Here is a 14,157-nt window from a genome sequence, read left to right as displayed (position 1 = left end):
AAAAAGCAATCGCACATTAATAGCAAATATGACGAATCCGAAAAGAAAAGTTGTTATTACCGGATGTAATATAATTTCTTCATTAGGACTGAATTGGGAAACAACCTGGCAAAATCTTGTCAGTGGAGAAAGCGGGGTTCGACAGATTTCTACTTTCAATACAGCGGCATTGCAAACGCAGATTGCTGCGCAGGTTCCCCCCGAATTTGATGCCTACGCAAAAAATTTTATTACCCGAAGAGTTTCAGGGCAAATGACCCGTGTAACCCGTATGTGTTATGTGTGTGCAAAAGATGCAATTACCTTAAGCGGGATAGATTTCGATAATTTCGACAGAACCCGTTGCGCCGTAATTTTAGGTGTTGTAAGTACTGGAAATACCAGTGTGGAAAAAGATACTACTTCGAAAAATAGGGTGCTTAAAAACATGAATAACGCTATGTCGGCTTGGATTTCACTGGAATATAAACTAATGGGTCCCAATTTTACCGTAAGTGCAGCCTGTGCTTCCTCAGCATATGCCATCGGAATAGCATATGACATGATAAAAAATGGGATGGCAGACGTGGTAATTGCCGGAGGCGCCGATTCCATAGTTAATCCCGAGGAAATAGAAGGTTTTAATGAATTATTTGCCTTATCGGTAGAAAACACCCCTCCTGAAAAAGCTAGTAAACCATTCAGTGCCAATCGTGATGGTTTTGTTATTGGAGAAGGAGCCGGCATTTTGGTTTTGGAATCAGAAGCATCGGCTTTGGCAAGAAATGCCGAAATCTATGGCGAGATTGCCGGGTACGGTATCAGTAGTGAAGCCTACAATATTATGGCTCCGATGAAAGACGGCGAAGGGATTGCCCACACCATACAGATTGCCCTGCAAAATGCAGGAATTTCACCGGAAGATGTGGATTATATAAACGCCCATGGCACCTCCACTCTTCTTAATGATAAATATGAAACCATGGCAATAGAGAAAGTTTTTGGCGAAAGAGCCCGTACCATTCCAGTATCTTCCTCCAAATCCATGATAGGGCACACCATAGGAGCTGCCGGAGCCATAGAGGGAATTATTACCATGCTGAGCGTTAAAAATCAATTAGTAACACCTACTATCAATTTGGACATTCCCGATCCCGAGCTTAATCTGGATTATGTACCCCATGCTGCTCGTGCCCATCGCATACGGTATGCTCTTTCCAATTCCTTTGCTTTTGGCGGACATAATGCCACCCTCGTTTTTAAAAATCATACACTCTAATTACTTTTTTTTTATATTTACAATTCAATAGGAAAACAAAACAATATCAAAATGGGAAAGATAAACGCGAATACACGGCAGGAAGTAGCTGAAATTGTTTTCAATTTTTTTAGTGAAGAATGCGAAGTTGACATAAATCAACTGAATGAAAAAACCAACGTGATTAAAGACATTGAAGGCGATTCACTGATGTTTCTGGAGTTGCTTGAAATCTTTAAAAAGAAATATAACCTTGATATAGAACTAAAAACTATTGGTAAATACGTAATTAAGCATCCTGCCGAAACCATAGGCGATATCATTGATATGACTTTGCTGATTATTGAATTTGAAAATTCAATTCTTGAACAGGCATAATTATACCCGTGTTAGAGAAAAAGAATACCGCCTTCCTGTTTCCGGCATTTGTGTTGGGCTTCCCAAATGAAGAGAAGCAGTTAATTGAAACGCTAACGGGAGAATTAACCGACTTTTACAAACAGGCAGAAACTGTTTCAGGCTTTAATTTTCGAAATAATAATGCTGTTAACAAAGAAAATACCGACGTCGAACTCTATTCGCAGTTGCAATCGTATGTTTTTAGTTGTGCCCTGTCGGAAATACTGAAAAACCATTCTATGGAAGCCTGCCTCGCAGCCGGATACAGTATGGGTATTTATGCTGCGCTTTACCATACGGGCTCTGTGGATTTTTCCACTGGTCTTAATCTCATTGTACAGGCTTACAATCATATCCGGCTAAGTTGCCAGGGACCCCGTTGTGGAATGGCAAGCATAATCGGACTCGAAAAGAAAGACATAGAACACATTATTAGTACCTGCCTCCTGAATGTGGAAATTATCAACAATAATGGATTTCATTCGTTCGTAATATCGGGAAATGCAGCCGATATTGCCGAAACGGTGAAACTTTGTCGCTACGAGGGTGCCATTCACACCCGGATTATACCAGTGAGTGTAGCTTATCATTCGTACCATCTCAAAGAAGCTGCTGCCAACTTTGGAAAAATGCTTCCGGCAATGAATATTAAAGCGGCTAATACCGGGCTGATTTCTATTATCAATCAGCGCGTATTTTCTTCCCGTGAAGAAATATTACTTGAGTTACAGCAAAATCTATGTTCAAAAATTAACTGGATGGCTACTATGCAGGTAATGCTTGAAAAGGGCATAACTACTTTTGTTGAATGCGGAACTGGGGAAACCCTTTACAAGATTGGAAAATTTATTGAGGGTAATTTTAAAATATTTACATTTAAAAGTTTGTATAAGCTGATAAAAAGCTAAATTTGCAATTGTTTTTAGAAAATTTATTAAAATGACGACCCAGGAAATATTTGAATTTCTTAATTCACATCCCATATTTTACCTAGCAACTGCCGATGGCGACCAGGCAAGGGTAAGGGGTATAATGTTACACAAAGCCGATGAAAAAGGATTGGTTTTCACGACGGCTAAATACAGAGATGTATATAAACAATTAATAACCAATCCTAAAGTAGAATTGTGTTTTCACGAGCAACATCTTCAGATCAGGGTAACCGGTATTGCCGAAGAAATTGATGAAGACATTGAATTAAAAAAGGAAATAGTTGCTGCCCGTGATTTTATGAAACCCTGGATTGCCAAAACTGGTTACGAACCTATGGGGCTTTTCAGAGTTACCCATTGCGTGGCAACAACCTGGACAATGACAAATACATTGGCTCCCAAGATATTTGTAAACCTTACTGCTTAGGTATTTCCATTTTGAAATTCCGGTAACGTATCCTTAGCAAAGTTCGGAAAAGCGGTTCCCGGTATGATTCTTTTTGCTGAAGGGCAAAGGCTTCTTTCACCATTTCGGGCGTAGGATTTGATTCCCATGCAGGTATGCAGTTCGGCCGTTTGGCTGCCGCCTCGTTGACCAAACGGTATAGTTTTTCTTTTCCCAATTCCGACGACAGATAAAATTCGGGGGCAAAAAGCGAATCTCCTTCTTTTATTTTGCCTTCCTGTACTGCAATGGTATAAAGTGGGGTTTGCGGGTAAATCCGTAATCCTACGGTAAAATGTACAAGGTCGAGCGGGTAAATCCACCGATCAATAAATGAAAAGGTTTCTTCCACTGTGGTTTCATTTTCGCCAGGTCCGCCCAACAGGAAAAACCACATGGTGGGTAAATCTGCTTCTCTGATAAGCCTTGCAATTTGTTTCAGGTGTACAAGGGTGAAATTTTTCTGCAGTTTTTGTATCATTGTAGGGGAAGCAGAATCGGGGGTACAGTCAATTTGTGTAAATCCGGCTTCTTTCATCAGGTGAAACAACTCGGAACTTGTGTGCATGGGGTTAATACCCATAGTCCGGAATTTTGCACCAATATTTCGTTTAATAATTTCATAACAAATAGCTTCGGCATGCCCTGGAGGGTCGTTAAAAGTAGAATCCACAAATTCAAAAGTTAAAGTCCCCAGACGCTGGATTACCTCTTCAATTTCATTAACGATTTCTTCCGGAAGGCGGAGTCGATAATTCCTTCCTTCGATGACCGGATAGGCACAATAAATACAATTGTGATAGCACCCGCGTTTACTTTGAATGGGGTAAGCACCACGTTGCCTGTAAGGTTCAAAATCAATATGCTTGTCTATTTTGCTAAATAGTAAATTTTTTAGAGAAAACGGGTAACATATGGCAAGGTGGGAGCCGACAGTGCCATTTTTACTATAAATTCCCGGGATACCGCTAACTTCCGATCTTTCGTCGAGACATTGTAATAAAGCCGGTAAGGCAAATTCACCTTCACCGCTTATTCCGTAATCAGCCCTTGTAAGTTGCATCAATTCTTGAGGGTAGATGCTGAACCCACTTCCACCCAATATTAAGGGAGTATCCGGGCTACATTGCTCTATAGGCAGGATAAATTTTTGCATTAAAATCACGGTATAATCCGAAGGGGATTCAAGGTACATATTATCAATATTCCGGATGCTTACCCCGATGTAGTCGGGCTTAAAGGCAAGTATTTCGTCAGTTAAATGCAAACCTTCATCAAAAACACCATCATAAATTTTTACCGTGTATTTATTTTCTAGTTGCGATGCGAGCAAACATAACCCCAAAGGGGCTACGGGATAAGGCATTTTTTCCGTATTGGCATTTACCAATAAAACTTTTTTCATCCTGATTTTGTTTATTATTTAAACATTAAAATTTTGCATTTTAACTTTAAATTACATCTTTACCTTTCTTAATCAGCCATAAGCTACCAACATTTTCGTAAAACTTTTCGGGTGGAAGGGTGGTTTTCATTACACTGTTAAAGAAGTTGTACCTACTTAAATCGAAATCAATGATTTTATCTTTAACTTCTTCGTAATAAACGGTTCCTGGCATAGGCGAAAGAATGGTATATCCTGCATACACCACCTGATGGTGGGATGCGTATTCGGCAAGAGCGGCAAAATCGTCGGGTGTGTAATCGGGCGGAATCACATAGTTACCCCTGAGCATGATGCCATTGGCATGGAAAATGGAAATGGCTTGCTCAATCAGACGGGCATCAGCGTTTTTGTTGTATTTTTTTAGTTCTTCCTGCCTGAAGGATTCAAACCCGCAAATCACTACTTTCAAACCTGCTTTTGCTAATTTTTCGATAAGGTACGGATAATGAACAGCCGTATCAAAACGTATGTCCATAATATATGTTTTCTGGATACCTTCTTCCAGAATCCTGTCCACAAGATGATTGATAAAACCTGGGTTAACGATAGTGTTTGCATCGGCAAAACGCACTACACCATAATCTTCTATACTCTTCAATTCAGTGATAATGCTTTCCACTTTACGCTGAAAAAAACAACCTTTGAATTGTACCCAGATAGAACAAAAAGTACATTTGTAGGGACAGCCAAGCGATGTAAAAAGATAAGTGCTTGCAAACGGGCTGCCACCTACTACATAGGTTGAAATCCACCTTTTCAGCAAGTTACGGTCAGGGAAAAGAAAATTTTCGGTAGCTGCGTTCCAAGCTGCAGGTGGTGCAGTGGAAGGTTGCCAGCCATTTTCAGTGTGCAGCCAGATTCCACCGATAGAATTAAAATTTTTCTGAAATTCTTTTGCCTGAATAACTTGTCGAAAAATTCCAGCAGCCTGTCCGGTACAAAGTATATCAACGTAGGGAAAATCAAAATCCATCGGGCAGAGAGTGGCATGGAGCCCTCCGGCAACGGTGAGTACTTCCAGGTTGCACTGTTTCGCTGTGCGGAAAATTTCCAAACCAAAATAAAACTCCGAGGCGATAAAAGTTACTGCCACAACGTCAGGTTTTACGGATTCCATCAGGTTGGTAACTACTTGCGCAAGAGGAGGAGTTTCCGGAACTAGGTCGTATTCTCCTTTCAGGTCAATAAAAGTAATATCATGATCGGCAACGGCAGCAGCTACGGTAAGCAAGCCTAAAGGAGGTCCTATGAGTTTTTTATGGATAAAATGTTTTGCTTCAGAAGGTGCGTATTCTAAAATTCTATTTTCGGGCGAACGGGGAGGGTTGATAAGAAGTATCTTCATTAGGGTCGGCTTGCAAAACTGCAAAAGTAACAATTCCGATAGTAAGTACGGATTATCTTATCCGAACACGGGTACCGATATTGAGAGTTTTATTGGCACGGATTCCGTTAAGGTCGCATAGCTGCTTTACAGTCTTTCCTGATTTACGTGCAATGGCACTCAAGGTGTCACCACTTCTTACCTTATAATATTTACTTCCACTTCTTCTTGAATAGGATTGTACGTTTTTCTTTGTTTTCGATTTCCCGAAAGTTTTCTTCGTAATCATCAGGGTATCGGTGGAAAGCGAAAAATCGTTCAGGTCGAAAATCTGGGTGGGATTAAAAGGTTCGCCAAGATACCTGGTTTCGAAGTGTAAATGGGTAGCGGTAGCATGACCAGTTCGTCCCCCAAGCCCAATTATTTCTCCGGCTTTAATCACCTGGTTAGGCTGAACTAAAATCTTTGACAGATGTCCGTAAAGTGTTTCAATCCCATTGCTATGCCTAACAACAACCATATTTCCGTATCCTCCGTAACGTCTTGCCATTCTTACTACCCCGTTAAAGGCACAAAAAATAGAGTCGTGAAGTTTGCAACGAATGTCCACACCGGCATGAAAATGTCGTCCTCTGTATCCAAAAGGAGAAATCAGCACATTTTTGTTGGGAAAGACGTACATGCTGTCTTCATCAGTAAATATTGGTAAATAGGTAGTATCTGATTCGGAAAATGCGGTTCGGCTTACTCTAACATGCTGAGTATCCCATTTGTGATTGTAAAGGTAATCGGCGGGGATAAAAATGATATCGTTGGGTACAAAATTATTCTGGATGGTATCGGGAGTAGGTGATTCTGTGAGTTTACGGTTAACAAATCGTGTATTGTCGAACAACTTATTGCTGATTTTGTGGTTATGTGTTGAATCGGACATTAAAAAAATAGGATAGGCAGCCGCTGAATTATCATTTTCCTCAGCCTTAAAAAAATTGGTGTTCTCGTTAAAAAATTCGGTAGTGTCAAAAATGATTTGCTGCGAAAAGGCATAGCCGGTGATTGTCATAAATACAAACAGCAGAAGCAGGATTTTATAATCAGGGCAATAATCTGTCGGAGAAGGAAACATTGTAATAAATTTGGGTAGTACAGCTATTGAATTCCAGTTGGAATGCTCGCAAAAATACATATTCATTTTATTGTATCAGGATTTTTTTGGATTTTTTAACGTTCTTAGTACTTTTATCGGTAAATTTTAAACTGATTTATGCTCCGGATAAAAAAGTACTGGCAGGAACACCCTCTACCTTCAATTCTTTGGTTAGCAATTATTCTGAGAATGATTTCCGTAATCTTTTCCAAAGGATTTGGAATGCATGATGACCATTTTCTCATCATAGAAGTGTCGCAATCGTGGGTGGATGGCACTAATTTTAACAATTGGCTTCCCGGTTCGCAAGGTGCGGTACCTTCGGGACACAGCTTTTTCTACACCAGCCTGCACTTCCTTCTCTTCCTGTTTTTAAAAATTATAGGCATCACCGATCCGCAAACCAAGATGTTCATCGTGCGCTTTTTGCACGCTTTGTTATCGTTACTTAGCGTTTACATGGGCTATCGCATCACAGAAAAAATTGACGGTAAAGAAATAGCCCGTAAAGTGGGTTTGTTATTTGCTGTTTTCTGGATTATGCCCTGGCTGAGCGTAAGAAACCTGGTGGAAGTGGTTTGTATTCCGTTTTTGCTTACCGGAAGTTATATTTTACTAAAAGCTGAAGACAGGCAAAACCGTATGTTGTGGTATGTATGGGCAGGAATGATTTTCGGACTGGCTTTTTCTATCCGTTTTCAAACCATTATATTTTCATTAGGAGTAGGGCTGGCGTTACTTTTTCAAAAAAAATGGAAGGAAGGCATTCTTTTTGGGCTGGCATACTTGTTTTTGGCATCTCTGGTACAATGTGTTACGGACATATATTTTTGGGGCTATCCATTTGCGGAAGTGAAGGAATATATCCGTTACAACATGGACAATGCTTATAACTACATGACCGCCGGATGGTATATGTATCTGTTATTAATTTTATTAGTTTTAATTCCACCAATAAGCATTTTATTGTTTATTGGATTTTTCCGCACCTGGAAAAAACATTTATTGTTATTCCTACCAACTTTGCTTTTTATTGTTTTTCACTCTTATTTTCCCAACAAGCAGGAACGTTTCATCCTGCCTATCCTCCCGTATTTCTTTATTCTTGGTATGGTTGGACTGAATGGATGGGTAAAAAGTGCTGCTTTTTGGCAGAAGAGGCAACTGTTGCTACGCAGATGCTGGACTCTTTTCTGGATAGTCAACCTTGTCTTGTTGCCTGTAGTAAGTACCATGTATTCCAAACGCTCACGGGTGGAATCTATGGTTTACCTGTCGCAGTACAAAGGCATGAAAGATATTTTGCTTGAAGATACTAACCACGGACGTGCCAAACGGGCACCCCGTTTCTATCTGACACAGTGGGTTACCCTTCACGAATTTTCGAAAGACAAACGTTACCATCCTTTGAAAAAAATATATCCCGACAGTACAGAACGCCCCGATTTTATCCTGTTTTTCGGTGATAAAAATCTGAACACCCGTATTGATTCTATTAAAACCATTTGCCCGAACCTGGAATTTGAAGCAACCATCCATCCAAGTTTTATGGATGATCTGATGTACCGGCTTAACCCCATCAATTCCAACCAGACAATTTTTATTTACAGAAATATTGATCGCATGGGTAAAAAAACAGAACAGTTATGAGTCCGGAGCAGGCAAAAAAACGGATAGAAGAACTTAGTGCTCAGATAAACAGACATAATTACAATTATTATGTATTGGATAGCCCTACCATTAGCGATTTTGACTTCGATATGTTGCTGGAGGAACTTATTCGGCTCGAAAAACAATACCCGGAATTTGTTCTTCCGGATACTCCAACCCAAAGAGTAGGCGGAGAAATCACCAGGGAATTCCAGCAGGTTATACATCGCTATCCAATGCTTTCGCTGGGAAATACTTACTCGGAAGAAGAATTAAGGGATTTTGATAACCGCATACAAAAGCTACTAAACGAACCCGTAGAATACATCTGTGAACTAAAATACGACGGTGTCTCTATTAGTCTTACATATGAAAACGGTTTGCTGATTCGTGCCGTTACACGTGGGGATGGAGTGCAGGGAGATGATATTACCGTTAATGTAAAAACCATCAAAAGTATCCCCTTGCGGCTTAGTGGTAGTGATTATCCGGATGATTTGGAAATACGGGGAGAAATTTTTATGCCGCACAAAAGTTTTGAGATGCTGAATGCCGAGCGCATCGAAATAGGCGAAAGTCCGTTTGCAAATCCGCGCAATGCAACATCCGGTTCCTTAAAATTGCAGGATTCTTCCGAAACTGCTTCACGTCAGTTGGATTGCTACTCTTATTACCTTCCGGGCGAAAATCTTCCTTTACCAACCCACTACGAAAACCTGATGAAAGCCCGTCAATGGGGCTTAAAAATTTCAAGTAACATAGCACGTTGTAGCAACATAGATGGAGTATTAACTTTTATCCGTGATTGGGATAAAGGGCGGGAAGAACTCCCCTTCGACATTGACGGGGTGGTGATAAAAGTAAACGACCTTCGTCAACAACGGATGTTGGGCTACACTGCCAAATCGCCTCGCTGGGCTATTGCTTATAAATTTAAAGCCGAAAGAGTAGCTACCCGATTGCTTTCCATTAGCTATCAGGTTGGTCGTACGGGCTCCATTACTCCGGTAGCCAACCTTGAACCGGTATTGCTTGCCGGAACAGTAGTAAAACGGGCTTCGCTGCACAATGCCGACATCATTGCAGCCCTCGATATTTGTGAAGACGATATGGTTTTTGTGGAAAAAGGTGGAGAAATTATTCCCAAAATCGTTGGTGTGGACACCAACTTCCGTACAAAAGATTCAAAACCCATAATATACGTTACACATTGCCCCGATTGTGGAACAAAACTTATCCGTTTCGAAGGAGAAGCCAATCATTATTGTCCGAACGAGGATGGCTGTCCGCAGCAAATCAAAGGTAAGCTCGAACATTTTATTAGCCGTAAGGCAATGAACATTGATAGCTTGGGAGAAGGAAAGATAGAACTGCTTTACGACAAGGAACTTGTAAAAAATCCTGCCGACCTGTATGCCCTTACCCATGATAAGTTACTGGGATTGGAAAAAATATACAAAAGCGTAGGGGAGAAAAAGGAAAAGAAGATTTCTTTCCGCGAAAAAACGGTTGAAAATATTCTGAAAGGAATACAAAACTCGCAAAACGTGCCATTCAGCAGAGTGCTGTATGCGTTAGGAATACGTTATGTGGGTGAAACTGTGGCAAAAAAACTATCTATACATTACCGTTCGGTGGATAAACTCAAAAATGCAACTTTTGAAGAATTGGTGTTGGTGGACGAAATCGGGGAAAAGATTGCACAAAGCATTTTGCAGTGGTTTTCGTCCCGAAATAACCTGCTGATAATTGAAAATCTGCGGAAAGCAGGCGTTCAAATGGAAATGAAAGAAATACAAACGCTTCTTTCAGACAAATTGAAAGGGCAATCTATCGTGGTAAGCGGCAATTTCGGTACTCCGGCACGCAGAAAAAAAATAGAATTGTTGATAGAACAACATGGTGGCAAAAACGCCGGAAGTGTCAATTCAAAGACTACCTTTGTTATTGCCGGCGAAAACATGGGACCGGAAAAACGTAAAAAGTCCAATGATCTGGGAATTCCGGTAATCAGCGAACAGGAATTCCTTCAGATGCTAAGCACTTAATATAAAACAAATTATTATTCATAATTCTTAGCAGGCTTTCGGTTTCCTTCCCCGGAAATATTCAGATAAATTAGTATCAAATTTTTATTTCTAAACTTTTCAGTTTGATAAAATGTTTTATAGGCTCATTTATTTTAATAATTTTGCAAGCTATATGTATTATATTGCATATCGAATTAAATTTCAAATTCATAGATATGAATAATGCAATTTATAATTTCCCGTTGCCGCAAAATGAAATGGTTTTGGACTATTTAAAAGAAAGCCCTGAACGCATTGCGCTTGAAAAGGAATTACAAACGCAAATGAACCGGGAAATAGAAATTCCGTTGATCATTGGTGGAAAGGAAATTCGTACCGGAGATACCGGCAATGTTTGTATGCCCCACCGCCACTCGCATGTTTTGGCTACTTATCACAAAGCCGGTAAAAAAGAGATAAAACTTGCCATTGATGCGGCGCTGGATGCCCATAAAATATGGGCTAACCTAACGTGGACAATACGTGCATCTATTTTGCTGAAAGCTGCCGAACTGATTTCTACCAAATACCGCGCACTTATCAATGCCTCCAATATGCTGGGACAAAGTAAAAACTTTTACCAGGCAGAAATTGATGGCGTATGTGAAACCATTGACTTTTTGAAGTATAATGCTTATTTTGCAGGTAAAATTTATGAAACACAGCCCCGTTCGGCTTATAACCAGTTAAACCGAATGGAATTCCGGGCACTGGAAGGTTTCATTTTTTCGGTTACCCCGTTTAACTTTACTTCCATTGCATCCAATCTGAACATGGCTCCGGTGATGATGGGCAATACCACCGTTTGGAAACCGGCGACTTCGGCTTTGCTTTCCAACTATTACCTGATGAAAGTATTTATGGAAGCAGGAGTACCCGAAGGTGTTATTAATTTCCTTCCGGGAAAAGGTTCACTTATCGGTAACACAGTGTTAGAATCAAGGGACCTGGCAGGGATACATTTTACCGGTTCTAACCGAACTTTCAACCAGTTGTGGTCGCTTGTAGCTGCTAATCTTCCGGTTTACAAATCGTACCCGCGATTGGTTGGCGAAACCGGAGGTAAGGATTTCATTTTTGTGCATCCTTCGGCTGACCCCTTGGAAGTGGCTGTAAATGCCATTCGTGGTGCATTTGAGTACCAGGGGCAGAAATGCTCTGCTGCTTCGCGGATGTATGTTCCGGAATCGTTGTGGGCTGTTATCAAAAAGTTAATGGTGGAAATGGCAAACGATATTAAAATAGGGGATGTAACCAATCCCGCCAATTTTATGAATGCGGTTATTGATGAAAATGCCTTTGATACCATCGTATCCTATATTGATTTTGCCAAGAGTTCACCAGAGGCAAAAATTATCGCCGGTGGCACTTGTGATAAGTCGGAAGGGTATTTTATTCGCCCAACAATAATCGAAACAACAAATCCGAAGTTTAAAACAATGGAAGAAGAAATTTTTGGACCTGTGCTTACAGTGTTTGTGTATAAAGATAATAAAATGGAGCAGGCTATTGAACTGTGCGATATCACTTCCCCATATGGACTTACCGGAGCTGTTTTTGCAAGAGACCGCATTGCGGTTGCACATATTTGCGAAAAACTTAGATATGCAACAGGCAATTTCTATATAAACGACAAGCCTACCGGTGCCATTGTCGGTTTGCAACCTTTTGGCGGTTCTCGCGCTTCCGGAACCAATGATAAGGCAGGCGGAGAATTTAACCTGATAAGATGGGTAAGCCCGCGTACTATCAAGGAAACTTTTATTCCGGCAACGGAATACCGTTATCCATATATGTCTGAATAATCAACAATTTATAATATTTTACCCTAAATAAAAATACAAATGGAATCAGTTTTATTACGACTTGGAATCAATATCATTAACGACGGTGCCTCAACCGGTGCCGACTGGATTAAAACGCAAGGAGAAATATCCACTTCAATATCGCCCATTGATGGCAAGGTGATTGCAAAGATTAAAAATGCTACAATTGAAGATTATGAACATATCGTAACGCAGGCGCAGGAAGCATTTAAAACCTGGAAAACAACACCCGCCCCCCACCGCGGCGAAATCGTAAGGCAGATAGGTGAAGCTTTGCGCGCTTACAAGGACGACCTTGGCTACCTTGTTTCTCTTGAGATGGGAAAAATTTACGAGGAAGGAAAAGGTGAAGTACAGGAGATGATTGACATCTGCGACTTTGCCGTGGGGCAGTCGCGTTTGCTCAACGGTTTTACGATGCATTCTGAAAGAAACGAACACCGCATTTACGACCAGTACCATCCGCTTGGAATTCTCGGATTGATTACAGCATTTAATTTCCCGGTGGCAGTGTGGGCATGGAATTCGATGATTGCAGCTATTGCCGGTGATGTGGTAATTTGGAAACCCAGTTCAAAAACACCATTGTGTGCCATTGCGGTACATCATATCATAGGCGAAGTATTACGCCGGAACGAACTTCCCGAAGGTATTTTTAACCTTGTGATTGCCAAAAGTAATGTACTTGGCGATAATTTTGCCGCCGACAAGCGGATTCCATTATTTTCAGTAACCGGTTCCACTGCTGTAGGCAAGCGGGTTTCGAAGATTGTTGGTGAACGGCTTGGGAGAAATATTCTTGAACTTGGGGGAAATAATGCAGTAATTATTTCTGAGAGTGCCAACCTCGAAATGGCAATTAAATCTGTTGTCTTTGGGGCGGTGGGAACCTGTGGACAGCGTTGTACAACCACCCGGAGGCTGATTATCCATGAAAATATCTATGAAAATGTAAAAGAAAACCTGCTTACTGCTTATCAAAGTGTTTCGGAACACATAGGCAATCCGCTGGAAGATAACATTCTTGTAGGTCCCCTGATTGATAATAATGCCGTAAAACAATTTTCTGATGCACTTAACAGTGTGAAGAAGGAAGGCGGAAAAATATTGTTTGGCGGACAAGTTCTCGGAGATGAAAAATATATTTCGGGCAATTATGTAGTCCCCGCACTGGTGGAAGTAAAAAACCATTATAAAACGGTGCAGAAAGAAACCTTTGCACCCATCCTTTATCTTATAAAATATCGCACAATAGAGGAAGCAATCGCAATAAATAACGATGTTCCTCAGGGATTATCATCGTCAATCTTCACCCAAAACCTTATTGAATCGGAAAAATTCCTTTCGGATGCAGGTTCCGACTGCGGAATTGCCAACGTCAACATCGGAACTTCCGGTGCCGAAATAGGCGGCGCTTTTGGCGGTGAAAAAGAAACCGGTGGCGGACGCGAATCAGGTTCCGACTCGTGGAAACTGTACATGCGCCGACAAACCAATACCATCAACTATGGGCAGGAACTTCCATTGGCACAGGGAATAAAATTTGGATATTAACCCATTTTGCAGCTATCCAGGAATAAAATGGATGTTATCAAGGGATTGATTTTTTTGAGGAGGAGGCTTGGGCACTACAGATTTTTTTCGGAGGAAGGGTGCATATTTGTAGTTCAATGCGTCATAA

11 protein-coding genes are annotated in these 14,157 nt (G+C 40.8%); 8 read left to right on the top strand and 3 right to left on the bottom strand.

Annotated features, from left to right (window positions below; all coding sequences use genetic code 11):
• Positions 1 to 28 precede the first annotated feature (28 nt).
• The 4 genes from M0R21_05715 to M0R21_05700 are packed head-to-tail and all read left to right on the top strand — an operon-like array spanning position 29 to position 2,995.
• A complete protein-coding gene (locus M0R21_05715) occupies positions 29 to 1,258 on the top strand; it encodes a beta-ketoacyl-[acyl-carrier-protein] synthase family protein (GenBank protein MCK9617316.1) in 1,230 nt (409 codons plus the stop codon).
• Positions 1,259 to 1,309: 51 nt separating this feature from the next.
• Complete coding sequence (locus M0R21_05710; protein ID MCK9617315.1) at positions 1,310 to 1,615, top strand: phosphopantetheine-binding protein; 306 nt, start codon at positions 1,310 to 1,312, stop codon at positions 1,613 to 1,615.
• A gap of 8 nt (positions 1,616 to 1,623) precedes the next feature.
• Positions 1,624 to 2,544 carry an acyltransferase domain-containing protein gene (locus tag M0R21_05705; protein ID MCK9617314.1) on the top strand — a complete coding sequence of 307 codons (921 nt, stop codon included), beginning with the start codon at positions 1,624 to 1,626 and terminating at the stop codon, positions 2,542 to 2,544.
• Positions 2,545 to 2,575: 31 nt separating this feature from the next.
• The gene (locus M0R21_05700; GenBank protein MCK9617313.1) at positions 2,576 to 2,995 is read left to right on the top strand and encodes a pyridoxamine 5'-phosphate oxidase family protein; all 420 of its coding nucleotides are present in this window, start codon (positions 2,576 to 2,578) and stop codon (positions 2,993 to 2,995) included.
• Here the strand turns inward: M0R21_05700 and M0R21_05695 are convergent.
• The 3 genes from M0R21_05695 to M0R21_05685 are packed head-to-tail and all read right to left on the bottom strand — an operon-like array spanning position 2,985 to position 6,976.
• Positions 2,985 to 4,418, bottom strand: a complete 1,434-nt coding sequence (locus tag M0R21_05695; GenBank protein ID MCK9617312.1) for a radical SAM protein — start codon at positions 4,416 to 4,418, stop codon at positions 2,985 to 2,987. The two genes, M0R21_05700 and M0R21_05695, sit on opposite strands and share 11 nt — an antisense overlap.
• A 46-nt stretch (positions 4,419 to 4,464) precedes the next feature.
• Positions 4,465 to 5,805, bottom strand: a complete 1,341-nt coding sequence (locus M0R21_05690) for a B12-binding domain-containing radical SAM protein (protein MCK9617311.1) — start codon at positions 5,803 to 5,805, stop codon at positions 4,465 to 4,467.
• Positions 5,806 to 5,857: 52 nt separating this feature from the next.
• Entirely contained in the window at positions 5,858 to 6,976 is a 1,119-nt protein-coding gene (locus tag M0R21_05685) for a M23 family metallopeptidase (GenBank protein MCK9617310.1), read from the bottom strand.
• Positions 6,977 to 7,120: 144 nt separating this feature from the next.
• Between M0R21_05685 and M0R21_05680 the strand changes: the two genes are divergently transcribed.
• The 4 genes from M0R21_05680 to M0R21_05665 all read left to right on the top strand — a co-directional run bounded on the left by M0R21_05680 (position 7,121) and on the right by M0R21_05665 (position 14,030).
• Positions 7,121 to 8,581 carry a glycosyltransferase family 39 protein gene (locus M0R21_05680; GenBank protein ID MCK9617309.1) on the top strand — a complete coding sequence of 487 codons (1,461 nt, stop codon included), beginning with the start codon at positions 7,121 to 7,123 and terminating at the stop codon, positions 8,579 to 8,581.
• Positions 8,578 to 10,629: an NAD-dependent DNA ligase LigA gene (ligA, locus tag M0R21_05675; GenBank protein ID MCK9617308.1), complete on the top strand. Its 2,052-nt coding sequence runs from the start codon at positions 8,578 to 8,580 to the stop codon at positions 10,627 to 10,629. Before M0R21_05680 ends, ligA begins: the two co-directional genes overlap by 4 nt.
• 197 nt (positions 10,630 to 10,826) lie before the next feature.
• Complete coding sequence (pruA, locus tag M0R21_05670; GenBank protein ID MCK9617307.1) at positions 10,827 to 12,455, top strand: L-glutamate gamma-semialdehyde dehydrogenase; 1,629 nt, start codon at positions 10,827 to 10,829, stop codon at positions 12,453 to 12,455.
• A gap of 39 nt (positions 12,456 to 12,494) precedes the next feature.
• Entirely contained in the window at positions 12,495 to 14,030 is a 1,536-nt protein-coding gene (locus M0R21_05665; GenBank protein ID MCK9617306.1) for an aldehyde dehydrogenase family protein, read from the top strand.
• Positions 14,031 to 14,157: the final 127 nt, after the last annotated feature.

This window comes from Lentimicrobiaceae bacterium (assembly GCA_023227965.1).
In the GTDB taxonomy this organism is placed as follows: Bacteria; Bacteroidota; Bacteroidia; order Bacteroidales; family JALOCA01; genus JALOCA01.
Note: the sequence above shows the minus strand (reverse complement) of the source record. Positions and strands in the feature narration are given on the sequence as shown.